The sequence below is a fragment of the Lacibacterium aquatile genome (assembly GCF_042683105.1).
GTDB lineage: Bacteria > Pseudomonadota > Alphaproteobacteria > Elsterales > Elsteraceae > Lacibacterium > Lacibacterium aquatile.
Genome location: NZ_JBHUIP010000009.1, coordinates 173,242 through 198,942, shown reverse-complemented (window position 1 = coordinate 198,942; position 25,701 = coordinate 173,242). Strand labels below are relative to the sequence as shown.

Genomic DNA, 25,701 nt, shown 5'->3' with positions numbered 1-25,701 from the left:
CGCTTCAGTGGTGTGGCAACCTGGATGATCATCCGAGGTGTGGTATTACGCTTAAAAATCTATAAGATCGAATTTGATCTAGATTTGTCTTTCCACAGAAGTGGTATTAGCTATGGATGGTTCGCTTCTCCCGGATTCCTTGGTTGCTCAGGCATCAGGGGCGCAATCCATCGGTCGGGTCGATACAGTATCTGGCGCCGGGAGAATCACCCGTATTGATGGGACCGTTGTAGAAGCAGGCAAAGGCACGCCAGTTTATCAAGGCGATATGGTCGAAACCGCCAAAGGCGGGAAGGTCGGTATCGTTTTCGTCGACAATACGACGTTTGCGCTGGGCGAAAATGGCCAGATGCGCATGGACGAGATGATCTATGATCCGCAATCGAAAGTCGGCTCGCTTGGGATGTCGATGTTGCGGGGCGCTTTTGTGATGGTGACGGGTGAGATTGCCCCGTCCTCTACAGACGCCATGACAATACGCACGCCCGTTGGCACCATCGGCGTCCGTGGTACCAAGGTCGCGGGTTCACTCGATACCGAAAACGGTCTTGTTCTCTCGCTATTGCCTGATCCGGTTGGGCGTCCTGCCGCCATTGTGGTCTCGAACGCCGCCGGGACCCAGTTCATCACCGAAGCCAATACCGGCTTGCAGATTTCCAGCTACAATAGCGCGCCAACCGCGCCGCAGCCCATGGGCAGTCTGCCGGGCGCCAGTGCGCTTGCTGATGTCTTGTCCCAGGTTCTGGCGTTCGTCGATGACATCGTCGGGGCGGAAGTGGTTCAGGCGCTGCAGCAGGTGGCAGCCGCTCAGGCTGCTGATCGTGCCACCGTCGTCCGTGCCGTTGCGTCGACCGAGACTCCGGAACAACAGACAACGCTACAGGGCGGCACCGAGAAGGTCGTCGTTACCGAGATCGACACCAAGCTCGCTGATCTCTTGAACAAGCAGATCGATCTGCCGGAGATCACGCCGAACGAGGATAGCGGTGTTCTGATCCCGACCGGTCAGTCGACGGAGCCGTTGGTCGAAAACAAGAATTCGACGATCAATGAACCCTCCGTAACGCCGCCGACCGTTCAGCCTGCACCCGAGCCTGAGCCCGAGCCTGAGCCTGAGCCTGAGCCGGGTTCGGCGACGCTGAATGGTTCGAACGTGACCGGGACCGACCGTGACGAGCTGATCATCGGCACAGTCGGCAATGACATTCTGCGCGGCATGGGGGGCAATGATACGCTGGTTGGCGTCCGGGGCGGCGATCAGCTCGACGGTGGTGCGGGTGACGACGTCATTCAAGCCGCTGTCGCCTCGACCTCCAACCTCGTCATCAAGGGTGGCGCCGGTACCGACATGGCGACCATCGGTGTGGTCTCGGCCTCAAATGTCACTATCAACGCCTCGGTGACCGAGGTCGAAAAGCTTTATGTCGATGTTACAGGTGCCAATTCGGCTTTCCTCGGCGAAGGGCTTTCCGACGATGAGCTCGGGCAGATCAGCCTGATCGGCTCCAATACTGCGGTTACGATCACGGGGTCGAGCGCGGGCAGCGGTTTCGATATCTTTGCCGGCGCCATGACGGGGGCGATCCTCTTCAACGGCACTCAGTTCGCGGACCGCTTCACCGGCGGGTCGGGTAGTGACGTGCTGTACAGCAATGGCGGTGTCGATACGCTTGATGGCGGCGCAGGGAATGATACCCTGAGCGTCAGCAGCGCGACCGGCGGTATCTATAAAGGTGGGACCGGCAACGATCTCTTCAGTACCTACAGCCTCACTAATCTTCTAGCAGGATCGGGTACGACGTTGAGTGGTGGCGCCGGGGTCGATACCCTGTCGGTCATCGCTGATGCAAATTTCGGCAATACCTCAAAACTGACCCTGTCGTCGGTCGATGTGATCGACCTTAACGGCAACGGCACAAATGCGGTGACCGTGAAGGGCGCCTGGGTCAGCGGTTCGGATGCCAATGTCGACGGCACGACGGGCGATCTGCGCATCAATCTGAACAATGGCGGCGGCTCCGTCGATGCCAGCAGCCTGACGAGCACGCAGAAGGTCTTTGTCGATGCGTCGATCTCCGCAGGCAATCTTGCGGTCACGGGCGGCAGCGGCGCGGACACGCTGATCGGTCAGCTTCATCCGACCTATGGCATGCAGAGCCTGTCCGGCGGCGCCGGGGCCGATCTGCTCATCGGTGCAGCCAAGAACTCCAGCCTGTTTGTCGCCGACGGCGGCAATGGCAATGACACCATCGTCCTGGATGCTCTCGACGGGGCGACGGTTGCTGTGACGGGCGGGGCGGGGACCGACCGGCTGGTGCTGAATCTCGCGACCAACACCATCGATACCGACTCCAACAGCGTCAATGATGCCGCCCAGTTCGATTTCTTCAGCATTGATGCTCAAGGGATCGACGATGTGGCCATCGTCACGGCGACCTCCGGCCAGATCTCGGTACAGGTCAGTCTGACCTCCAATCTCGCGCAGGGGGCCGATACTGGTGTCATCACGGTTCGCGCCGGATCGATTGCCAATGGCGGATCGCTGGCCAATAGCAGCGGCGCTGTCGACTATGGCGCCACCACTGATGTCAATGTCGGTATCAGCGCCAGCGGCATAACCAGCGGCTATGGCATCGATGTCTTAAGCGGCTTCAACGGCAATGACACGATCTCCGGCACCGACGGGCATGATACGTTGCGCGGTAGCCTCGGCAACGACGTGCTGTATGGCCGTCTGGGCAATGACGTGCTTGAAGGCGGCGGCGGTAACGACTGGATCGACGCGGGTACCGGGAAGGATACGGTTTCCGGTGAAGCGGGGAACGACACCATCTCCTTCCAGGCCGGAAGCCATGTGCAGAGCGGCGAGGTCTATAACGGCGGCGGCGGCACCGACAGCTTCGAGATGGAAGGGTCGGGGAACTATAATTTCTCCGCCGTTACCGTCGACAATGTCGAGCAGGTCTCGCTGAAGGCGACCAGCGCCGTGAACCTCACCCTGTGGGGTGGGGCCGGTCAGGTGTCGCTGATGGCGAATGCCACCTTCAGCGGCGCCGGCGGTACGCTCAACCTGAATGGCAATGGCCGTGCGGGTAATATCCACGTCGACGGCACCTATCTTGGCAATGACGACACGCTGGTCGGCGGTGCCGGTAACGACACGCTGGACGGCGGCAATGGTTACGACAGCATTTCAGGCGGCGATGGCAACGATCTGCTGTTCGGCATGGATGGCAACGATCAGATCCATGGCGATGCGGGCATCGATCAGTTGTTCGGTGGCGCCGGTAACGATCAGGTCTATGGCGGAACCGGCAACGACACCATCGATGGCGGCGACGACAACGATACGCTCGATGGCGGCACGGGCGACGATATTCTGACCGGTGGCAATGGCGCCGACGTGCTGTTGGGCAGCGACGGCAATGATACGCTTTCCGGCGGCACTGGCGACGACACCCTGAGCGGCGGCGCCGGCGGCGACCTTCTGAGCGGCGACGCGGGCTTCGATACCCTTTCTGGTGATGACGGCGACGATACGATCTATGGCGGCGCCGACGGCGATCTTCTCGAAGGTGGAAACGGCAACGACAGACTCTATGGCGAGGCTGGCGACGATGTCATCGTGCTGCGCAATGGTGTCGATACCGGCTCCGGCGCCGGGGGCAATGATACCTTCATCTATTTCGACCATGTGACCAGCGGAGACGATTTCGTCTATGGCGGGGCCGGGACCGATGCACTACGGATCGACTATGGTCCGACAGCGGCGCTAAGCACCAATCTCTTCAATTCGGTTGAGGAGATCATCCTAAATTTCACAGGTGCGGCCAACATCGAGTTGGGCGCCATCAGCGGCCCGATCGAGGTGACGACAGGCTATTATGTCGGTGCGGGTGCCCTGACCATTAACGGCAGCGCCATGACCGGTGCCTTGACGGTTAAAGACACGACAGTCCTGCATTATGGCGAGAACCTCGCAATCACCGGCGGCAGCGGCAATGATTCGCTGACCATCGGCGATATCGGGGGCGGTAATCTGACGCTCGAAGGCGGCGCGGGCATGGACACGCTGAAGTCGGCGGGCGCTGGAGCTGCGTTGCTGCTGGGCGGTGCCGGGATCGACTTCATGAGTGCCTCGAGCGGCAATGACACGCTGTCGGGCGGCACCGAGCGCGACTATATGGAAGGTGGCGACGGCCACGACCTGTTCGCGATCAATAGTGTTGCCGAAGCGACCCAGGATACGTTCCTCGGCGGCGCCGGCGCCGATACGATTGATCTTGCGGCGGCCGGCACCTATGATTTCTCGACCGGCGTTGCGCAGGATATCGAGGTTCTGTCGCTGAACCTGTCGCTTGGCAACTACAACATCACGACCGGGAATAACTTCAACGGCAGCGTGATGACCATCAAGGCCGACGCTGCGACGACGAACACCTTATATTTCGACTCATCGGACATGACCGATTGGTCTTCGACGTTCAGCCTTGATGGCGCGAACTTCAAGGGCAACGACACGATCAAGACCGGCGCTGCCGCCGATACGCTCAAAGGCGGCGACGGCAACGACCAGCTTTCGGGCGGAGCCGGGAATGATGTGCTCTGGGGCAATGACGGGGATGACACGTTAGACGGCGGTACGGGGACCGACGTCATGTATGGCGGGCTCGGCAATGACGTTTATATCGTCGATAGTCTTGCGGATGCCGTTTCCGAATCCCCCGGGGAGGGCACCGACACTGTCATCGCCGCGATCTCCTATACCATCTCCAATAATGTCGAGGTCTTGAGCCTGTCGGGTTCGGGCAATATCAACGGCACCGGCGATGTCGGGTCCGAAACGATCTTCGGCAATAGCGGGAATAACGTGCTTTCAGGCGGCGACGGCAGCGATGCGCTGTTTGGCGGTGCAGGCAATGACACACTCGATGGCGGTGACGGCGCCGATGCCTTGAGCGGTGGCACCGGCGACGACGAATATCATGTCAACCATTCCTTCGATCAGGTCTTCGAATTGACGGGCGAAGGCACGGATACCGTCATTTCCTCGGCAAGTTTCACGCTGGGCGGTACTTCTTACATCGAAGTCCTGAGCCTTACCGGCTCCAGCAATCTCGACGCCATCGGTAATGGCGAAGCCAATACGATCTACGGCAATACCGGCAAGAATAGCCTGTTGGGCCTTGCCGGTAACGACATCCTCCGCGGCGGTGACGGCGACGATACGCTGGATGGCGGCGGTGATGCCGATACGATGAGCGGTGGCCTCGGCGATGATGTCTATCATGTCGATAATGTCGGTGATCAGGTTGTCGAAGCGGCGAGCGAAGGCACGGATACGGTGCATTCCTCGGTCAGTTTCACCCTGGGCGCCAATCTGGAAGTCCTGAGCCTGACCGGTTCGGGTAACATTGATGGAACCGGCGATGGCGACGCCGATACGATCTATGGCAACAGCGGCAACAACAGCCTTGTCGGCGCGGCGGGCAATGACCTGCTAAGCGGCGCGGATGGTAACGATACACTGGATGGCAGCGCGGGCGACGACACCCTGTGGGGCGGCCTCGGCAACGATCACTATTATGTCGATAGCACGTCGGATCAGGTGCACGAGGTCTATAACGAAGGCAGCGATACTGTCATCGCCTCGACCTCCCACGCGATGGGCGTCAATGTCGAGGTGCTGAGCCTGATTGGTTCGGGAAATTTCTACGGCACCGGCAGCAGCGACAACAACACCATCATCGGCAATAGCGGCAATAACGCCCTGTCCGGCATGGACGGCGACGACCTGCTCTCCGGCGGCGTGGGCCTTGATACCCTCGACGGCGGCAATGGTGCTGACACCATGAGCGGCGGTATCGGCGACGACATCTATTATGTCGACGTAGCAGGCGACCTTGTGGTGGAAGCGGTTGGCGAGGGTATCGATACCGTCGTCTCGGCAGTTCACTACACCATGGCGGCGAATACTGAGGTGCTGAGCCTCACCGGCGTCGTCGATATCAAGGGCATCGGTACGGCGAACGCCGATACCATCACCGGCAATACCGGCTGGAATACCCTATCCGGCGCCGGTGGCGATGACGTTCTGGACGGTGGCGATGGCAACGACACTCTCGACGGCGGTACCGGCAACGACACGATGTACGGCGGCCTTGGCGATGATTACTTCATCGTCGACAGCGCGACGGACGGGGTCACGGAAAACAGCGCTGCGGGTACTGATACGGTCGAGGCCTCGGTCAACTACACGCTCGGCGGCAATGTCGAGGTTCTGATCCTGACGGGATCGGCCAATCTCAATGGCAAGGGCAGCGCCGGTGCCAATACGATCACCGGTAATAGCGGCAACAATTCTCTCCAGGGCGCGGCTGGCGACGATATCCTGCGTGGCAATGATGGTAACGATACGCTCGACGGCGGCATCGGTGTCGACACCATGAGCGGTGGCCTTGGCAATGACGTCTACATCGTTGACGACTCGGGCGATGTGGTTACGGAGATCTCGGGCCAAGGCACGGATACCGTCCAGTCTTCGGTCTCCTATACCCTTGGGGCGGGCAGCAGCATCGAGGTGCTGAGCCTTACTGGCAGCAGCAATATCAATGGTGTCGGGACCAGCAATTTCGACGCTGTCTACGGCAATAGCGGCAATAACTCGCTGGAAGGCGGTGCCGGTAGCGATACGCTTGTCGGCGGCGTCGGGAATGACACGCTGGATGGCGGCCTCAATGACGACACCATGAGCGGCGGCGTCGGTGACGACCTCTATATCGTCGACTCAGGGACCGACCTGGTCATCGAACTGGCGGGCGAGGGCACGGATACTGTCCAATCGCTGTACGATTATACCCTGGGTGCCAATGTCGAGGTTCTGAGCCTCATAGGCTCTGCAAACACCCACGGAAAAGGGACCAGTGTTGCCGACACGATTATCGGCAACATCGGCGATAACGCTCTGTCCGGCATGGCAGGCAACGACGACCTAACCGGCGGCGATGGCGCTGATACGCTGGATGGCGGCACGGGCGACGACAGCATGACCGGCGGTGCCGGCAACGATTATTACATCGTCGATAGTGCAACGGACGTGATCACCGAACAGGCGGGCGAAGGCAATGATGCCGTCGGTACATCGGTCTCCTATACGCTCAGTGACTATCTGGAATGGCTGACCCTGAACGGCTCCGGCAATATCAATGGCACCGGCAATGCCGACGCCAATACGATCAACGGCAATAGCGGAGATAACGTTCTCTCCGGCGACGGTGGTAACGACTACCTCTTCGCGGGTGCGGGCAACGACACCCTCGACGGTGGCACGGGTGCCGACACCATGAGCGGCAGCCTCGGCGATGATCTTTATGTCGTTGATGACGCGGGCGATGTCGTCACCGAATTTACCGGTGAAGGCTTCGACGCCATCCAGGCGTCGATCTCCTATACCCTGGCACCTGCCAGCTATATCGAGGTTCTGAGCCTGACGGGCGGTGGCAATATCGACGGTATCGGCACGACCGATGCCGAAACCATCCATGGCAACAGCGGCAACAACAACATCGAAGGCGATGCTGGTAACGATGTGCTCGTTGGCGGGGCGGGCAACGATACGCTCGCTGGCGGTGGCGGTATCGACACGATGAGCGGCGGTACGGGCAACGACCGTTACGTCGTGGATTCGATAATAGACTTAGTGGTCGAATTGGCGGGTGAAGGGACGGATACGATCTCGTCTTCCGTGTCCTACACGCTTGCGGCGAATGTCGAAGTCCTAAGCCTGCTCGGCTCCTCCAACATCAATGGCACGGGTACAGGTGTTGCCGATACGATCTACGGCAATACAGGTAACAACAGCCTCTCCGGGGCTGGGGGCAACGACGTGCTGGCCGGGGGCTGGGGGAACGATACTCTCGACGGTGGAACGGGCGCCGACACGATGTCCGGCGATTCAGGCGATGATATGTATATCGTCGATAGCTCGGCCGACGTGATCGTTGAACTCTCCGGCTTCGATACGGTGCAGTCGAGCGTCAGCTACACGCTCGGCGCCAATATCGAGGTGCTCAGCCTGATCGGGACCGCAATCGCTGGGACCGGTGACGGCGACAGCGACACGATCATTGGCAATGCCAGTAATAATCTTCTGTCAGGGGCGGCGGGGAACGACGTGCTGACCGGTGGCGCTGGGCACGATACGCTGGACGGTGGCACCGACGTTGACACCATGAGCGGCGGTATCGGCAACGACATCTATGTTGTGGATGACCTGGGCGACGTGGTCGTTGAGCTGAGCGGCGAGGGCACCGACACCCTTCAGCTATTCATCTCCTACACGGTTACGGCTGGCTCGAATGTCGAATATTTCAGCCTCGCAGGTGGTGCTGGGGATCTGACGATCGTCGGCAGTTCCGACGCCGAACACTTCTGGGGTAACGAGGGGGCCAATTCGATTGTCGGTGGCGGCGGCAACGATGTGATCGAAGGCATGCAGGGCAACGATAGCCTTGATGGCGGTGCGGGTGATGACACCATGACCGGCTCGGTCGGCGATGATACCTATATCGTCGATTCCGCCTCGGACGTGGTGGTCGAATTTTCGTCCGAAGGCAAGGATACGGTTATCGCGTCGGCGTCCTATAATCTGAGCGGAAGCGTCGAAGTCCTGAGCCTTTCCGGTTCCGCCAACATCAATGGCACCGGCAACTCCGACAACAATACGATTATCGGCAACGTCGGTGACAACGTCCTGAATGGCGACATTGGCCATGACCTTATCAGCGGGGGATATGGCAACGACACGCTGAGTGGCGGTTCCGGCGACGATAGCCTCTACGGTGGTGACGGCGATGACATGGGCATGGTGGACTTTGGGTCAGACTACTTCGACGGCGGCTATGGTAGCGACACGGTGACGATGGTCGCGGCCCATACCGATGGCAGCGACACGCTGATCGGCGGTCCCGGTGCGGACTTCGATACGATCCAGCTCGCAGGGGCTGGAACCTTCGATTTCAGCACCTCGACCATCGATAATTTCGAGGCGCTCTATTTCACCTCTGGCACCGGGATTTCGCGCTCGCTGACTCTTGGGGCCAATGTCACCAACACCTATCAAAGCCACATCACCATCGGCGTCGGCACCGCGAATAGCGGCGACTTGAATGTCGATGCCAGTGCTTCCGGTACGGCGATCTATATCAACAACTCCAACCTCTGGAACGGCAATGATTCGATGACGGGCAGTGTCGGCGACGACAAGCTCTATGGCGGCGCCGGCACGGATTCGCTGGTTGGCGGCAACGGTGCTGACTTCCTGCAGGGCGGAGCTGGTAACGATACGCTGAACGGTGGGGCGGGGGCGGATACCTTCTCCTTTACCCTCGGAACTGATGGCACCGATGTCATCACCTCCTTCACGAGTGGCACGGATGTTCTCGAGTTCAACCAGGCCGCTTTCAGCTTCTATGCCACGGGTACGCTCGACAACACGCGCTTCATCAACCTTGAGGGCAATGCCGTCGTCTCGGCGCTCTATACCGCGACACCGGCCTTGTTCTGGGTCGATGCGGCCTTGAGCGGCATCAATACCAGTGGTGCGGTGGCCTTCGTGCTTGATGGCGGCAAGTTGTATGTCGACTCGGATGGCGCTGGGGCAGGGGCGGGCTATCAGGTCGGTACGATTTCGTCCGGCGCTAATACCATCACCAATACCGACATCACGATCGTTTAAGGATCCGGGGCTTTCGCCCCGGACCTCAAATTGCCGATGCGGTTCCCTGGAGCCCTTTGGCGATGGCCTCGACCACGGCTGTGACCTTGGCTGGCACGAATTGCCGCGATGGGTGCACGGTATGGACCGGCAATACCAGCTTGCGCCAGTCGGCCAGCACCTCGATCAGGCGACCGGCGGCCAAGTCATCGGCCACAAGGTCGATGGGGGTATAGATGATGCCCGCACCGGCCAGGGCTGCCATCCGCAGGGCATCGCCATTGTCGATCTCCAGATTGCCTTGAACCTGCACCGTGAATTTCTCCCCCTGCTCAGTTTCGAACGGCCAGAGGTCGCGGGGGACGAGGTTCAGGTTGAGGATGCAACGATGGTTGCCCAGTTCTTCGGGATGGCGCGGCGCGGGGATCCTCGCCAGATACGACGGCGCGCAGCAGCAGGTGAAGCGATAGCTGCCGACCCGGCGTGCGATCAGGGATGACGACTTCAAGCTGCCGATGCGCAGCGCCAGATCATAGCCATCGGCGATCAGATCCACCGTGCGGTCGCTGAGGTAAAGCTCGATCGAAAGGGCGGGGTGCTCTGCCGTCAGCCGGGCCGAGATGGCCGAGAAATGCTTGATCCCCAGGGTGATCGGGGCCGTGACGCGCACTCGCCCGGAAACTGTTCCCGCATTGGGGCGGGACAGATCTTCAAGCGCCTCCAACTCGTCGATGATCCGGGCGGCTTTCTCCAGAAACTGCGCGCCTACCTCGGTCAGATGCTGACTGCGGGTCGTCCGCTCGATCAGCTTGACGCCATATTCCTCCTCCAGTGCCTGTATCCGTCGCCCGACCATGGCGGGAGAGATGCCCAGGCGTTTGGCCGCTTTGGCAAAGCTGCCGGATGACGCTGCGGCGACCAGTGTTTTGAGATTGGCGAGATCCTGCATTCAATACTTTTGTGCAAGTATGTTCTGAATATCAATGCAATTAACGTTTCAATCTTCGGGGACTATCTGTGTTGGCAGAGACACCCCTCACAGGAGTTGAGACAATGAGCATCGCAATCATCGGCCTTGGCAACATGGGCAAGGGCTTGGCAAAGCGGCTGTCGGGCAAAGCTGAACTGGTTCTTGCCGCGCGGGATGAAGCGCTGGCCAAGAGTCTGGCCGCTGAGCTTGGCGTGAAAAGCGCTTCCATTTCCGACGCCATTGCAACGGCGGAGATCGTGGTTCTGGCGGTTCCCTATGCATCTGCTTTGGAACTGGCAAAGCTGCCCGCCCTTACCGGCAAGATCATTGTCGACATCAGCAATCCGGTGAAACCAGATTTCTCGGGACTTCTGATCGGCCATAACACTTCTGCCGCCGAGGAAATCCAGAAGCTGGCCGCCGGTGCCAAGGTCGTGAAGGCCTATAATACGATCTTCGCGCAATTGTTCGATGTGTCGCCGGCCGCGACCGCCAAAGTGCCGGTCTTTGTGGCGGGGAATGATGAGGCCGCGGTTGATCGGGTAGCCGAGCTTGTCACGCTTTCGGGCTTTGCTGTCGAAAAGACTGGCGGCCTTGATGCAGCAAAGCTGGTGGAGCCCGTGGGGATGCTTAATATCCGCCTGGGCTATGGCCTTGGTCGCGGGACGGCGATTGCACCGACCTGGACGGCCGTTGCCGCTTAAAGTGGGCGGACCCGCCCTGCGACTTCCGTGGGGCGGGATTATGCGTGAGGACGAAAACAGATGAGTCGGCCGATCATTGTTGCACTGCATGGGGTGGGCGCCAGTTCCGAAGGTCTGGCTGCCGCCTTGCAGCCGCTGGAAGCCCAAGCAGAGGTGATAGCCCTGCCGGGGCCGGAGGCTTTTGATCGGGGCGGTCCTGGTCGTCAGTGGTTCTCGATTGCGGGCGTGACAGAAGAAAATCGTCCCGCGCGGGTGGCGGCTGCTTTGCCGCCGCTACTGACACGCTTGCAGGATATCGCCGACCAGCGGGGAATTCCCAGGCACGATCTGATCCTGTTGGGGTTCAGCCAGGGCGCGATCATGACGCTCGCGGCTGTCGCAGGTGGTCACCATCCAGGCCGCGCGATTGCTATCGCCGGGCGTCTGGCCGCATCGGTCGCGGCGGTTGATGAGAAAGCTGCGTCGGTCATACTGGTCCATGACCGGGGCGATGCGGTCATGCCGGTCTCCTTGTCCAAGGAGGCATCTGCTGCCTTAGAGAGAGCGGGACACCGGGTGACGATCCAGGAGACTGTGGGCCTCGGCCACAGTATCGGTGCCGAGACGATAACCATCGTGCGGCACTGGCTCGAACAGAATTGAGATAGGGCTGGGAAATCCCAGCCCTTCTTTCTTTGATCTCAGCGCCAGCCGAGCGCTGGAGCTACATGCTTCAAAATGCTCTCGATCACATGGGCGTTATAGGCGACGCCCAACTGGTTCGGGACGGTCAGGAGCAGCGTATCGGCTTCCTTGATCGCCTCATCTTCGGCCAGTTGTTTCACCAGGGCATCCGGTTCGGCGGCATAGGAGCGGCCGAAGATCGCGCGGGTCTTTTCGTCGATATTGCCGATCTGATCCCGACCTTCGCCACTGCCACCGAAATAGGCCCGGTCGGTGTCATTGACGAGGGCGAAGATGCTGCGGCTGACCGAGACACGGGGCGTACGGGTATGGCCAGCGGCTTTCCAGGCCTCGCGATAGGCGCGGATCTGGGCGGCCTGCTGAATATGGAAAGGCTCGCCCGTTTCGTCGTTCTTAAGGGTCGAGCTTTGCAGGTTCATGCCCAGTTGCGCGGCCCAGATGGCGGTGGCATTGGAGCTGGCGCCCCACCAGATGCGCTCGCGCAAGCCTTCCGAATGCGGTTCTACCCGCAGCATGCCTGGCGGGTTGGGGAACATCGGGCGCGGGTTCGGCTGGGCAAAGCCATTGCCTTTCAGCACTTCCAGCAGGATCTCCGTATTGCGACGGGCCATCGCGCTCTCGTCCTCGCCTTCGCCGGGCGCATAGCCGAAATAGCGCCAGCCGTCGATCACCTGCTCCGGCGATCCGCGGCTGATGCCCAGTTGAAGGCGGCTGCCGGCGATCAGATCGGCTGATCCGGCGTCTTCAGCCATATAGAGCGGATTTTCGTAGCGCATGTCGATGACGGCGGTGCCGATTTCGATTTTGCTGGTCTTGGCGCCGACGGCCGCCAGAAGCGGGAAGGGGGAGGCGAGCTGGCGGGCAAAATGATGCACCCGGAAATAGGCGCCATCCGCGCCCAACTCCTCGGCCGCAACGGCAAGATCGATCGACTGCAGCAAGGCATCCCCAGCCGAACGCGTCTGGGATTGCGGGGAGGGCGTCCAATGCCCGAACGAGAGAAAACCGATCTTCTTCATGCTGCCTGTCCAAGTGGAAATAATCGTAACTTATATAGAGACGGATGGATGCGATGAAAAGGGATGTCGTTGTATTGGCCGGTATTTTAGTAAAAAGACCGTCGATAATGCTTCGATGCAGCCATCCCTTGTGTCAAAAAAAGCTAGAAGATGTGATGTCGACCTGACGTCGTACAGTTCAGTGCCGGTTGATAAGATGGGAGAGGGTGGTGTCACTGCTGGGGCGTTTATTCGTGATGATGTTTGTCTGTGTAGTCCTTGCGGTGGCTACGAACGGACTGCCATAAGACTTGATTTTTGCCTGTCTCTGTATACGAAATATATATCCTCAAAGCCCCCTATGAACTCGATTTCCTAGCGGTCCGGTCGGGTCTCGGTCAGGATCCAGTCACGGAAGGCGGCGAGCGGCGGGTAGGCCGCACGCTCATGCGGCCAGACGAGGTAATAGGCTTCGCTGGAGCGCATGGGCAGATCGACCGCACGCACCAGTTTGCCCGTCTGCAATTCCTCCTGGATCAGGAACGTCGGCAATAGCGCGACGCCAAGGCCCGCGACTGCCGCCTGCGCTGCTGTCGCGAATTGGTCGAACAGCATGCCCTGAACCGTGAAGGCGGGCAGGCCGCTCATCTCGAACCAGCGCTCCCAGGCATCCGGGCGGCTGGTCAGATGTAGCAGCGGCGCCGTCCGCAGATCCTCTGGCTTCGAATAGCCATTGCGCGCCGCGAGATCGGGACTGCAGGCCGGAATCACATCTTCATGTCGCAGCAGGGCAACCTCGGCCCCCGGCCAGTCAGGCGTGCCGAAATGGATCGCGGCATCGATGGCCTCGGCTCGGAAGTCGAAATAGGAGAGGCGCGTCACGAGATTGATCGTGATCCCCGGTGTGCGCGCCAGAAAGCCGGGCAGGCGCGGGGCTAGCCATCTGGTGCCGAAGGTCGGCAGGATCGCGAGATTGAGGATGCCGCCCGTCGGATTAGCCCGCAGATTGAGGGACGCGGTCGAGATCTTGCGCAGCGCATCCCGGATCTCCCGCGCATAATATTCCCCGCCGACATTCAAGGAAACGCGCTGCTTTTCACGGTGGAAAAGTTCCACTTCCAATAGGTCTTCCAGCGCCTTGATCTGGCGGCTGACGGCGCTCTGTGTCAGCGACAGTTCCCGCGCGGCGGCGGTGATGCTGCCGGTTCGGGCCGCTGCCTCGAAGGCCGACAGCAGGGAAAGTGAAGGCAGAAAGCGCCGGGGGGCTTGCATGTTATTCCCAGATAGAATGATCTCTTGATCAATCATTGCTAGCGGTGAACCGCCCTACAAGCAAGGATTGGCAGAAATCTGCGCATTTCCCGGCCTGGGGACTCATTCCCATCCGGTATGGAGACGATCGAGATGCTGAACGACCCTCGTTCCCACGGCCTCTGGGAAGCAACTGCCCCGGCGGCACCCGCCACGCAAGGTCTGCGCGAGGCGCTGTCGGCCGATGTGGTCGTGGTAGGCGGTGGCTTCACCGGCCTGTCCACCGCGCTTCACCTGGCGCAGGCGGGAAAGAAGGTCGTGTTGCTGGAAGCGGTGGAGGCCGGGTTTGGCGGGGCAGGACGTAATGTCGGCCTCGTGAACGCTGGCATGTGGGTGATGCCGGACGATCTCCCCAAGGTGCTGGGGTCGATCCATGGCGACCGGCTGCTGCACCTGTTGGGGAACGCGCCGAGCCTCGTCTTCGATATCATTGAAAAGCAAGGAATTTCCTGCGAAGCGATTCGCAACGGCACCCTGCATCTGGCGGCCGGTGAAGCCGGTCTGGCCGAACTGAAACAGCGCGAGGCGCAATGGGCGGCCCGGGGCGCCCCTGTCACGCTGCTCAGCGCTGAAGAGACGGCCAAGAAGGTCGGCACCAAGGCTTATGTGGGCTCTTTGCTCGACATGCGGGCCGGAACGATCCAGCCGCTGGCCTATGCCCGTGGTCTTGCCCAGGCGGCCATCGCGGCGGGCGCCAAAATCTTCACCAGCAGCGCCGTGACCTCCATCGAGCGGCAGGGCAGCCAATGGCTGGTCGCGACCGGGGCGGGTAGCGTGACGGCTGATTGGGTGGTGCATGCCACGGATGCCTATAGCAAGGGTCCGTTGCAGGCGATCCGGGACGAGCAGGTGCATCTGCCCTATTTCAATCTGGCGACCAAGCCGCTGACGCCAGAACAGCAGGCAGCGATCCTGCCGGAGCGCCAGGGTGCCTGGGATACAGCGACCATCATGACCTCTTTCCGCTTCGATCAGCGCGGTCGCCTCGTCTGGGGCAGCATCGGCGCCCTACGCGGCACAGGTCTCGGAGTGCATCGCGCCTGGGCCAAGCGGGCGATTGCCAAGCTGTTCCCGCAATTGGGCAAGGTGGAGTTCGAGCAGGAATGGTTTGGCTGGATCGGCATGACCGCCGATAATCTGCCGCGCTTCCATAAGCTTGGGGACAAGCGGGTGGGCTTCAGCGGCTATAATGGCCGCGGTATTGCACCGGGAACCGTGTTCGGTAAAACCCTGGCGGACCTCATCCTCGGCAAGATCGGCGAGGCGGACCTGCCGCTGCCGGTGACCGAGGTGGCAACCCCCAGCTTCCGCCCCATCCGCGAAGCCTTCTACGAGGTCGGCGCGCAAGTGGCGCATCTGACGGCGGATCGATTCTGAGATTTATACTCATCTTGTCATCCCGGAGTCTCTACGTCCTGTCATCCCGGCCTTGAGCCGGGATCCGGCCGAAGGATGTTGCTGACAACCTAAAGGTGTGCATGCTTCTTGCGTGCAGTATTGGGTTTATATTCTGGCGAGTGGACCAAGAGACACTCTCTATATCGGGGTCACGAATGACCTGCTTCGCCGCGTCTGGGAGCATCGCGAAGGGCTGACCGATGGCTTCACACGTCGCTATGCCATCAAACATCTTGTCTGGTTTGAAGAGCATGCTGAGATCGCCGAAGCGATCTCGCGCGAGAAGCGGGTCAAGCGTTGGCCCCGCCAATGGAGGTATGAGCTTGTGGCCAAAGACAATCCACAATAGGCGGATTTATTCGATAGCTTGACGGGATAGAGCGCTGTCGAGGGCGGCCGGATCCCGGCTCAAGGCCGGGATGACAGCATAGAGAAATAAAAACAAAAAAGCCGGGGAGATCGCTCTCCCCGGCCTTTTTCATGTCTCAGGCCACCCTTACGCGACGTCGAATTTGACGCCCTGGGCCAGCGGCAGGGTCTTGCCGTAGTTGATGGTGTTGGTGGCGCGGCGCATATAGGCCTTCCAGCTGTCCGAGCCCGATTCGCGCCCGCCGCCGGTTTCCTTCTCGCCACCAAAAGCACCGCCGATTTCAGCGCCCGAGGGGCCGATATTGACGTTGGCGATGCCGCAGTCCGAACCGCGCACCGACAGGAAAGTCTCCGCCTCGCGCAGATCGTTGGTGAAGATCGAGGAGGAGAGGCCCTGCGGCACGGCGTTATGCAGCGCCAGCACCGCTTCGAAATCCGTATAGCGGATGACATAGAGGATCGGGGCGAAGGTCTCATGTTCGACCGGCCCGCTCTGGCCGGGCATCTCCACCAGGGCCGGGCGGACATAGAAGGCATCGGCAGCCTCTGCCTCACCTACGCGGTCGCCGCCGGTCACGGTGCCACCGGCGGCCTTGGCGGCTTCCAGCGCCTTCTGCATGCCGGTGAAGGCACCCTTGTCGATCAGCGGGCCGACCAGGGTGCCAGTGGTCATCGGATTGCCGATGGTGACCGAGCCATAGGCCTTCTTCAGGCGCGGCACCAGGGTGTCATAGACGCTGTCATGGACGAAGAGGCGGCGCAGGGTGGTGCAGCGCTGGCCGGCGGTGCCCATGGCGGCGAAGGCGACGCCGCGCAGGGTCAGATCCAGATCGGCGCTGGGGCAGACGATGGCGGCGTTATTGCCGCCCAGCTCCAGGATGGCGCGGGCGAAGCGACCGGCCAGACGCGGGCCGACGGCCCGGCCCATGGCGGTCGAGCCGGTGGCGGAAACCAACGGGACGTTCTTATGGTCGACCAGCAGTTCGCCGATCTCACGCCCGCCGATGATCAGAGCTGCCAGACCTGCCGGAGCCTTGCCGCCATTGGCGTTGTAGCGGGCAACTGCCTTGTCGAAGAGAGCGACGGTGGCAAGCGCGGTCAGCGGGGTCTTTTCCGACGGCTTCCAGACGGTGGAATTGCCGCAGACCAGGGCCAGCGCGGCATTCCAGGCCCAGACGGCGACCGGGAAGTTGAAGGCGGAAATGATGCCGGTCACGCCCAGCGGATGCCAGGTTTCCATCATGCGATGGTCGGCGCGTTCGGTCGCGATGGTCAGGCCGTAAAGCTGGCGGGACAGACCGACCGCGAAATCGCAGATATCGATCATTTCCTGAACTTCACCAAGGCCTTCCGAGGTGATCTTGCCAGCTTCCAGCGAGACGAGGTGGCCCAGTTCGGCCTTCTTGGCGCGCAGTTCTTCACCAAACAGGCGCACCAGTTCGCCACGCTGCGGCGCCGGGATCGAGCGCCAGGCAAGGAAGGCCGTCTGCGCGCCATCGATGGCGGCACGGGCAGCGTCCGGGGCATCTTCCTTCACATGGGCGACCGTTTCGCCGGTAATCGGCGTGCGGGCGGCAAGCGTACCGCCGGACAGGCGCGCCGCATCTACCCCCAGATCCTTGAGGAGCGAGGTGACTTCGGCGGCGACGCCCTTGGGGAGGTTCAGGCTGGTCATGGTGTCTTCCCGTTTGTCAGCTGGTCAAAAAGTGCCTCGGCCGGATGGCGCGGGCGGAAGTCGGCGAAACGTTCGGTCTGGCAGCGGCAGGAGAAGCCGGTTGCCAGAATCTTTTCAGGCGGTTGCTGGGATATTTGCTGGCGCCAGCTCAACTCGAAAAGCCTTAGCGACAGATCTTTATGCTCACGTTCATGGCCAAAAAGCCCGGCCATGCCGCAGCAGCCGGTGGCCGGGGTTTCGACCCCTAAGCCGAAATGCGCGAAGATCTTTGTCCAGAGCGTGGCCGTCTGCGGGCGGGATGTCTTCTCCGTGCAATGGAGCAGCAGACGGTAATCGCTTTTTTGGGAGAGGTCGACGGGGGCGATGCGACCCGCCGCGATCTCAGCGGCCAGGAACTGCTCCAGCGACCACAGGCGGCCAGAGGCTGCCTCACCATCCTGGATATATTCATGCTCGAACATCAGGCCGGTCACAGCTTCGACGCCGATGACCGGCAGGCCTGTCGCGTTGAGTTCTGCAAGCTGGTCGCGTGCTGCTTTGGCGATGGGGGCGAAACGACCGAGGAACCCCAGCACATGCAGGTTCTTCCCATTAGCCTTGGGCGCGGCGCAGAAGACCCTATAGCCAAGCAACTCCAGCAGATCATAGACCCCCTGGACAGCGGCATCGTCGAAGCTGCCGGTGAAGCTGTCTTCCATCAGGATGACAGCGCGATCTGGTTTTCCATGCAGCTCCTGCAAGGACCGGCGGCGGGTACGGTGGCTTAGAGCGGGCAAATCCACCAGTCCGAACCAGCGCGGGAACGCGCTTTTCAACACCGCGTTGCCAAGGCGTGGCAGGCGACGCAGCAGAGGCAGGAAGACCTCCATCGACGCCACCAGGTAGTCGCGTAAGGGCCTGTTATATTTTCGATAATAGCGGTCGAGGAAGCGAGCTTTCATCACCGGAATATCGACTTTGATCGGGCATTGCCCGGCGCAGGCCTTGCAGGACAGGCAGGTGCTGAGCGACTGCCGCAGCTGTCCCTCAATCCGGGTCAGTGCTGCGGAGGGGCCGTTCGTTTCCAGCCGCGCCCATTCCCGGATCAGCGCTGCGCGGCCCTTGGGCGACTGGGTGCGGTCGCCAGTGGCCTTGAAGGACGGGCACATGGGATCGGCGGTATCCCAATTGAAGCAGGCGCCGTTGCCGTTGCAGGCCAGCGCTTTGCCAAAGTCCGCGCTGAACTGCTTGCCGATCTGCCGGTCGAACTCGCCGCGCAAAGGCACCGCGTCGATCCGGTCGATTGCGCCCTTAGCGGTCGTCGCCAGCTTGCCGGGGTTCAGCAGGTTCTTCGGATCGAAGACTGCCTTGATCCGGCACAACTCTTCGTAAAGCTCCGGCCCGAAGAAGAAGGGCGAATATTCCCCGCGATAGCCGCGCCCATGCTCGCCCCACAGCAAACCGCCATATTTCCGCGTCAGGCTGGCTACACCATCGGAAATCGGCCGGATCAGGGCGGCGTCGGCCGGATCTTTCATATCCAGGGCGGGGCGCACATGCAGGCAGCCGACATCGGCATGACCGAACATGCCATAGCTCAAACTATGGCTATCCAGGAGCGCGCGAAACTCGGCGACATAGTCGGCCAGCTTTTCCGGAGGAACGGCGGTATCTTCGACAAAGGGAATGCCTGGCCGATGTCCGCCCAGACGCCCCAGGAGGCCGACGGATTTCTCGCGCAGAGACCAGAGCTGATTGATGGTCGGCGTATCCGTGACCAACGTCCAGCCAAGCGTCGCAACATCGCCTTGCTTCAACAGCTTTTCCAGACGCGCGACCTGGGTCGAAACCTCTTCAGCCGACATGCCGACAAATTCGACGAAGTTCAGCCCACCCACCGGCACTGGTGTCGGCCCGCCCAGCACGCCTTCGATGCTGGACCAGAGCACATCATCGCGGGCGAGACTCAGGATCTTGTCGTCGATGATTTCGACAGCCGCCGGTTCGGCCTGCAGTAGGCGCCGCACATCGACCAGGGCCGCCTGGAAATCGGCATAGCGGATGGCCGCCAAAGCCCGGTGGGTCGGGCGTGGGATGACCCGCAGTGTCAGTGCCTTGGTGACGGCCAGCGTGCCTTCAGATCCGGCTAGTAGATAGGAGAGGCGGAAGCCGCCATCTTCGTCCGTCACATGCTCCAGATTATAGCCGGTCAGGCCCCGGTTCATCTTGGGGAAGGTCTCGCTGATCAGCGCGGTCTTTTCCGTCACCACGCGCTGCACTTCGCGGTGGATGGCGCCAGTCCGGTCAGCCTGTTCCAGGACAGGCACGAGCCCCTCGCGCGTCAGGCGTTCGACCCGCATATCGCTGCCGTCGGCCAGTACGACGTCCATCGCCTCGATATAGTCGGAGGTCTTGCCATAGATGCGCGAGCCTTTGCCCGATGCGTCCGTCGCGACCATGCCGCCGATGGTGGCGCGGGATGCCGTGGAGACGTTCGGCGGGAAAAACAGCCCGTGGGGCTTCAGGAAGTCGTTGAGCTGGTTCAGTACCACGCCGGGATCGACGGTGACGAGGCCGCGTTCGATATCCAGGTGGTGAATTGCTTTGAGAAAACGCGAGGTATCGATCACGACCCCGCGCGTCAGCGACTGACCGTTTGTGCCGGTGCCGCCGCCTCTAGGCGAAACCGCCACCACGAACCTGTCGGCAAGGCGTAGGATGCGGTTGATATCCGCGCCGTCACGGGGGAAGAGGATGGCGCGCGGACGCACCTGATAGATGCTGTTGTCGGTCGCATAGACGGTGCGGGCGGCGTCATCCGTAGCAACCTCGCCCAGGAAACCGCTGGCGACAAGCGCCGACAGGAAGGGGGCTAACCCTTCCTGTTCGGGTGTTTCATCTTTCAGGGCTGCTGACATCAACGGATCATTCAGCCGCAGACTTAACCTGTCCGAGGGCCGCCAGCGCTGCATCGAGGGATGCCTGTTCGCTGGCGGCATAGAGGGCCAGCTCGTCGCTGACTGCAGCGCCGAGAGCTTCCTCGAAGGCATCGCGATTGGCGCTCTCCGTAAAGTTCTGCTGCGTGTCGCCGCCCAGGTTCGACTGGAAGATCCCGGCGGCGCTGACGGGGAGGAAATCCTCGTAGATCATCGGCTCGGCAATCAGATAACCGGCGGCGATCAGGGCCTCGACATCGGCCAGCAGTCGCCCGGCATCGGCGATGCCTGCAGGGGTGGCGCGATAGCGGAAATAGGCAAGACCCTGGCGGCGCAACTCCGCCCAATCGTCCGGCAGCGCTTTGAAGCGTTGGGCGAGCTCAGCATTATAGTCGCCAGCCTTCGCCGTACGGACCGACAGCAACAGCTCGTCGTAAAGCTTGCGGCCCTTGGCGGTCAGCGCGACGCCGCGCTGCTCGATCTCGCCAAAGCGGGCCGAATGCGTTCCAGTTGATGAAGCGTTATCTTCGTCAATAAAATCAATCGCTTCTTCCAGGGCTTTAAAGCTCGTCTGGCGCAGAAGAATAGTGCAGTCGCGGCGCGGCGGCCCTTCGATCACGGCCTTGGGCGTAATGCCGCGCTTAGGCATTCCCGCCTGCACAGCGTCGATATCGAGGGTTCGGGGCGTCAGGTGATTGATGTGCGGTCCCTTGAAGCTGACCACATCGGCGATCAGGCGATGGGCATCATGCAGCCGCTGATAAGTCGCAGCGGAAACCGTGCTGTCCTTGTGCCAGCGGAAGGTCTCCAAGGCTTCGCGGACGAACTCTTCGGCCTCGGTGCGGGTCAGGCCGCCGTGGGTTTCGCAAACGTCGATCAGGGCGCGGACGCGGGGCGTAAAGATATCGCGCTTGGCCAAAATCGCCTCAGCATCCCGGCGTAACTGTGCGTCGTCGACCAGATCCAGGCGCAGCAGCGAGGTGAAAACGCGGAACGGGTTCTTGCGCAGGGCCTCATCGCCAATCGGGCGGAAGGCTGTGGAATGAACGGGGATCCCGGCGACCGACAGATCATAATAGCCAACCGGCTGCATGCCCATGACGGCAAAGAGGCGGCGGATCGTGAAGAGTTCTTCCGCTTTGCCCAGACGGATCGCGCCATGGCGTTCCACATCCAGCCGGTCGAGTTCGCCGCTCTCCTGAAGCGATGCCTTGAGGGCGGGATCGCGCTCCAGGGTGTCGCTATTAACGTCGGCGACGAGATCCAGCAGGTCCTGATAGAGCGGCACCTCCGCCCGGTACATATCCGACATCGCGCTGGAAAACAGGGTGCGGATCTCGTCGGGCGGAAGATGGATGCGGGTCATGGGGCCTACCTCTGCGTCACTTTCAGTAAAGGACGGAGGTTATGCCCATCCTTCATGCTGAGCGGCAGGGTAGCTGCTGGATCTTGCCAGATGTTAGCGATGCTTCCTCAAGAGATCATTCCATATGAGAATGATCTCTAGTCTAACGTCTCAAGGTCCCTGGGATTCACGATGGCTCCCTGCAGAAGCTTGGACGCGCGCTCAAGCAGGGTCATCGCCTCTTACAGACATTGGTAGGCTTCATAGACCTCGTTATCTTCGGTCACGGGTTTCCTCCTCCCGTGCATTCGCTTCTTCCGTGGTTTCAGCGAAATAGGGCGGAGGTGCGCGCCGGGTCGATTGTTCCGATTTGAAGGCGAAATCACGTTTCGCCTGGACCCAATCTTCGGCCGACCGATTGTCCGGACGTTCCCGGTCTTCGGCGATACGGGGGGCATTTTCGCGGTCTTTATCCTGCATGATCCGCTCCTTGGAAGGATGGTTGTCGCAACGGATAAACACCGGGTGTCGGGCGAAGGTTCCGACTCTATCGGGCGGCGAGGGTGAAAAAGTCAGTCGGCCCCATCTGGCCGCCTTTTAATGTGATCTCCAACCCGTCGAGGCTAGGGTCGTCGCTATGGGCCCGGCAGAGCGGCGCCCCAGGTACCAGAGGCGCGATATAGGAAAGTCCCCACATGTCTAGGCTTCGCACGGCGAGGCTCGATGTGTCGCCCCCGGCAATCAGCAGACGAGAGATCCGGGCTTTTTTCAGAATATTGCCAAGCAGTTGGCCGGTTGCGCTCGCAAGTGCACCGGCATTCACCGGCGTGGCGCCGGGCGGATCGGTGACGAGCATGACGTTGCCCAGCCCCAACGCGTCCACAACCTGCCGCTGCAATGCCGGGACGTAGTCTGGGTCCTGCAAGAGGCGATGGGGATCGATGGCAAGGTGCCGATAGCCTTGCGCCGCTTCGACCTGGGCGCGGGTGACGGGCGAGAGGCTGCCGACCAAGGCCAGTACCGGGCCATCGTGCCGCGGAGGCTTCTGATGCTGTTGGCTGGCCCGGCGGTCCGTCCAGGCGGTGGCAAGGGCTTGAGCCACGCTACTTGCCCCAACAGCCAGCATCGGACCTGCTCCGGCCTTTGCCCATAACAAGGGACCGATGACCGACAGATCCTCGGCTCGCGAAACATCCAGCAGAGTAGGTGCTGACGGAATGTCGAGCGGCGAGCCGTAGGCGCGGTAATCGACCAGCCGCAGATCCGCCAAGCCCTGGAGCGCCAGATGGCGGCGCAAGTCTGCCTCGGCCATCGGGGTGACGGGGTGGATGCTCATGGTCGGATGGCGGTCGATGCGATGGATCTGCCCATCCCCGGCGGCCGCAAAGAGAGTGCCGAATAGGCAGAAACGGCCGAGGTTCGGCTGACCGCCCAGGATCGGCACAAACGGATTGGGGAAATGCGGCGCCAGTGCGCGGGTTGCTACGCCGATGCTCCCGACATGGGGGGCGCTATCGAAGGTCGAGCAGCATTTGTAGTGAAGGATCTGCACACCTGCGGCGGCAAAGAACCGCCCGACAGCCTCCAGTTCTGCTGTCATAGCCTCCGGTGCCATAGAGCGCGCTGCTCCGGCGATACCGATGGCGTCCAGAGGCCCGGCACGCTCCAATTGCGAAGCGGTCGGTACCTTCAGGAACAGTAGGGCGGCAAGGTTTCGCTCCGCCAGGGTGGCCAGCGTATCGCTCGCCCCCGTGAAATCGTCGCCATACCAGCCGTAGCGGGCGGCACTCATCCCGCTACCTTGCCGAAGAAATCGAGGGCGGACTGCAGTTCCGGATGGGCTTTGGCGGCGTCAGCCACCGATTGCCCGGCTGCAACCGCTTCCCAGGCCTGACGGATGCTCGCAACCCCGGCCGCCGGTCCCATGGGATGGGCGAGAATGCCGCCGCCCGCCATGAACAGCAGGTCGGTGTGGCCGATGGCATCCCAGGTGACTTGCGCGGTGCCTGCCCATTGTCCGGAAGAAAAAGCGGGCATGACCCGGTCGTCGATCCCCTCGGCCAGCGGCGTGACGCAATCCTTGGCGGAACTGACGACTTCCTCGTCTTCCTGGGCGAATTTCCCCTGCAACCCATGCACATGCATATGGTCGACCCCGGCCAGCCGCCACAGCGTCTGATAAGCCTGGAAGGAGATGCCGAGCAGGGGATGGCGCGAGAAGGCGCCATAGCCGTTACGATGGCCATGCAGGGCGAGGTCTGTGGAGCGGCGTAGCGTCTCGACGGCCGAGAAACCGCACCAGTTGAGGCTCGCCATTACGCAGGAGCCGCCCTCGCGCGCCACCAGATCGGCATGGCGGCGCATGGCGTCGGTTTCGTCAGTGATGTTGAAGGCGACCATCACATGTTTGCCGGTCTTGTCCTGATGGCGACGGATCGCCTCCATCACCGCTGGCACCCGCTTGGCGAGCGGCGCATGGACGGGATCGGCCGCGATCTCGTCATCCTTGATGAAATCCAGACCGGCGTCGCACAGGCGCGTCACCAGGGCAGCGATCTCGTCGGCATGCAGGCCAACGTTCGGCTTGATGATCGACCCGATCAAAGGGCCCGATGTCGCGCCCGTTAGGGCACGTGTCCCGGCGATGCCCTGGCGCGGCATCTGGAAAAGCCGACGGTAAGAGGCCGGCAGGGTGATGGTGTCGAGCCGCAGCCCTGTGACCTCGCCCAGATCGAACAGATTCCCCGCAACGATGGAGGCGAGGGTGGAGAGGTTCGCGCCGACATTATCGACCGGGAAGGAGATCGCAATCCGCGCCCGGCGCCAGGGTCCTTGAACGCCTTTGCGGGCCAGCCACGCGTTCGGCAGGCTTGGCTCGGCCGCGCTCTCCAGCTCCGTGACGGAAGTGACGAGGGCGCGGGCGCGGTTGCGCAGCTCCTCCGTCTCGCCTTCGACACGGGTGAAGGTGCCGCAGGACTGTTCCCCCGCCATGACCTCGGCCACTTTGCCAGGGTCGAGCGGGGTTTCGATCAGATAAGTCGCCTCGAACCGTTCCATGGGATCAGAGCTTGCTCAGGTCCGGGAAGGGGCGGACGGGATCCTTGCCATCCCAGGTTTCCGCTGCCTCGCGGATCATGCGGAACATCTCGCCCTTGGGGCCAGCCACTTCGGAGAGTTCGATCACGGTGCCGGGGTGATAATGGGTGTCGAAATAGACGAACCGCCCCTTATCGCCGACTTCGCCGCTCATGACCGACTTGAAGCCCTGTTTGGTCAGGCGCTCCAGATCCTCGTCATAGGTATCGGTCCAATAGGCCACATGCTGCAGGCCGGTGTGACCCGCTTGCGTGAAGTCGCGATACATCGACGGCACATCGTTGCGGCACTGGATCAACTCGACCTGAAGGGGGCCGGAATTGGCCAGAGCGACCGAGTTATGCGGCTCGTAGCTTTCACCCTTGTAGCGGTAGTTTTTGATCGGAACCTTGGGGTTATAGAAGAAGGGGCCGACGCCGAGCACACGGCTCCAATAGTCCATCGCGGCTTCGATATCGGGGACGACATAGCCAGCCTGACGGATCTGACCGAAAAAACGGCTCATGATGGATGCTTTCTTG

Annotated in this window: 15 protein-coding genes; 5 read left to right on the top strand and 10 right to left on the bottom strand. The window is 61.4% G+C overall.

The window, feature by feature from the left end; all coding sequences use genetic code 11:
- Window positions 1–268 precede the first annotated feature (268 nt).
- Window positions 269–9,736, top strand: a complete 9,468-nt coding sequence (locus ACFSM5_RS09900) for a FecR domain-containing protein (protein WP_379876178.1) — start codon at window positions 269–271, stop codon at window positions 9,734–9,736.
- 25 nt (window positions 9,737–9,761) lie between these two features.
- Here the strand turns inward: ACFSM5_RS09900 and ACFSM5_RS09895 are convergent, their stop codons facing one another.
- Window positions 9,762–10,664, bottom strand: a complete 903-nt coding sequence (locus ACFSM5_RS09895) for a LysR family transcriptional regulator (RefSeq protein WP_379876177.1) — start codon at window positions 10,662–10,664, stop codon at window positions 9,762–9,764.
- A gap of 68 nt (window positions 10,665–10,732) precedes the next feature.
- Here ACFSM5_RS09895 and ACFSM5_RS09890 point away from each other — a divergent pair, with 68 nt between their 5' ends.
- Together ACFSM5_RS09890 and ACFSM5_RS09885 are read left to right on the top strand one after the other, a co-directional pair.
- A complete protein-coding gene (locus ACFSM5_RS09890; protein ID WP_379876176.1) occupies window positions 10,733–11,389 on the top strand; it encodes an NADPH-dependent F420 reductase in 657 nt (218 codons plus the stop codon).
- A gap of 60 nt (window positions 11,390–11,449) precedes the next feature.
- Window positions 11,450–12,031: an alpha/beta hydrolase gene (locus ACFSM5_RS09885; RefSeq protein ID WP_379876174.1), complete on the top strand. Its 582-nt coding sequence runs from the start codon at window positions 11,450–11,452 to the stop codon at window positions 12,029–12,031.
- A 38-nt stretch (window positions 12,032–12,069) separates the two neighbouring features.
- Here the strand turns inward: ACFSM5_RS09885 and ACFSM5_RS09880 are convergent, their stop codons facing one another.
- Both ACFSM5_RS09880 and ACFSM5_RS09875 read right to left on the bottom strand, forming a co-directional pair.
- Window positions 12,070–13,092: an LLM class flavin-dependent oxidoreductase gene (locus ACFSM5_RS09880; RefSeq protein ID WP_379876173.1), complete on the bottom strand. Its 1,023-nt coding sequence runs from the start codon at window positions 13,090–13,092 to the stop codon at window positions 12,070–12,072.
- A gap of 354 nt (window positions 13,093–13,446) precedes the next feature.
- Complete coding sequence (locus ACFSM5_RS09875) at window positions 13,447–14,343, bottom strand: LysR family transcriptional regulator (protein ID WP_379876172.1); 897 nt, start codon at window positions 14,341–14,343, stop codon at window positions 13,447–13,449.
- Between the two features lie 132 nt (window positions 14,344–14,475).
- On the opposite strand from ACFSM5_RS09875, the gene ACFSM5_RS09870 reads away from it, so the two are divergent.
- Window positions 14,476–15,759, top strand: a complete 1,284-nt coding sequence (locus ACFSM5_RS09870) for an NAD(P)/FAD-dependent oxidoreductase (protein WP_379876171.1) — start codon at window positions 14,476–14,478, stop codon at window positions 15,757–15,759.
- Between the two features lie 112 nt (window positions 15,760–15,871).
- Window positions 15,872–16,129: a GIY-YIG nuclease family protein gene (locus ACFSM5_RS09865; RefSeq protein ID WP_379876170.1), complete on the top strand. Its 258-nt coding sequence runs from the start codon at window positions 15,872–15,874 to the stop codon at window positions 16,127–16,129.
- 147 nt (window positions 16,130–16,276) lie between these two features.
- Here the strand turns inward: ACFSM5_RS09865 and amaB are convergent, their stop codons facing one another.
- From amaB to ACFSM5_RS09830, 7 genes are all read right to left on the bottom strand, one after another.
- Window positions 16,277–17,824, bottom strand: a complete 1,548-nt coding sequence (amaB, locus tag ACFSM5_RS09860) for an L-piperidine-6-carboxylate dehydrogenase (protein WP_379876169.1) — start codon at window positions 17,822–17,824, stop codon at window positions 16,277–16,279.
- On the bottom strand, window positions 17,821–20,721 hold the full coding sequence (locus ACFSM5_RS09855) for an FAD-binding and (Fe-S)-binding domain-containing protein (protein ID WP_379876168.1): 2,901 nt from the start codon (window positions 20,719–20,721) through the stop codon (window positions 17,821–17,823). The genes amaB and ACFSM5_RS09855 overlap by 4 nt, the downstream gene beginning before the upstream one ends.
- Window positions 20,722–20,728: 7 nt before the next feature.
- Window positions 20,729–22,105, bottom strand: coding sequence for a 2-oxoadipate dioxygenase/decarboxylase HglS (gene hglS / locus ACFSM5_RS09850; RefSeq protein WP_379876167.1), 1,377 nt, complete (start codon window positions 22,103–22,105; stop codon window positions 20,729–20,731).
- 252 nt (window positions 22,106–22,357) lie between these two features.
- Window positions 22,358–22,564 carry a hypothetical protein gene (locus ACFSM5_RS09845; protein WP_379876166.1) on the bottom strand — a complete coding sequence of 69 codons (207 nt, stop codon included), beginning with the start codon at window positions 22,562–22,564 and terminating at the stop codon, window positions 22,358–22,360.
- A 67-nt stretch (window positions 22,565–22,631) separates the two neighbouring features.
- The gene (locus ACFSM5_RS09840) at window positions 22,632–23,876 is read right to left on the bottom strand and encodes a four-carbon acid sugar kinase family protein (RefSeq protein WP_379876165.1); all 1,245 of its coding nucleotides are present in this window, start codon (window positions 23,874–23,876) and stop codon (window positions 22,632–22,634) included.
- The gene (locus ACFSM5_RS09835; RefSeq protein WP_379876163.1) at window positions 23,873–25,141 is read right to left on the bottom strand and encodes a ribulose-bisphosphate carboxylase large subunit family protein; all 1,269 of its coding nucleotides are present in this window, start codon (window positions 25,139–25,141) and stop codon (window positions 23,873–23,875) included. Before ACFSM5_RS09835 ends, ACFSM5_RS09840 begins: the two co-directional genes overlap by 4 nt.
- Window positions 25,142–25,145: 4 nt before the next feature.
- Entirely contained in the window at window positions 25,146–25,685 is a 540-nt protein-coding gene (locus ACFSM5_RS09830; RefSeq protein WP_379876162.1) for a VOC family protein, read from the bottom strand.
- Between the last annotated feature and the right edge of the window lie 16 nt (window positions 25,686–25,701).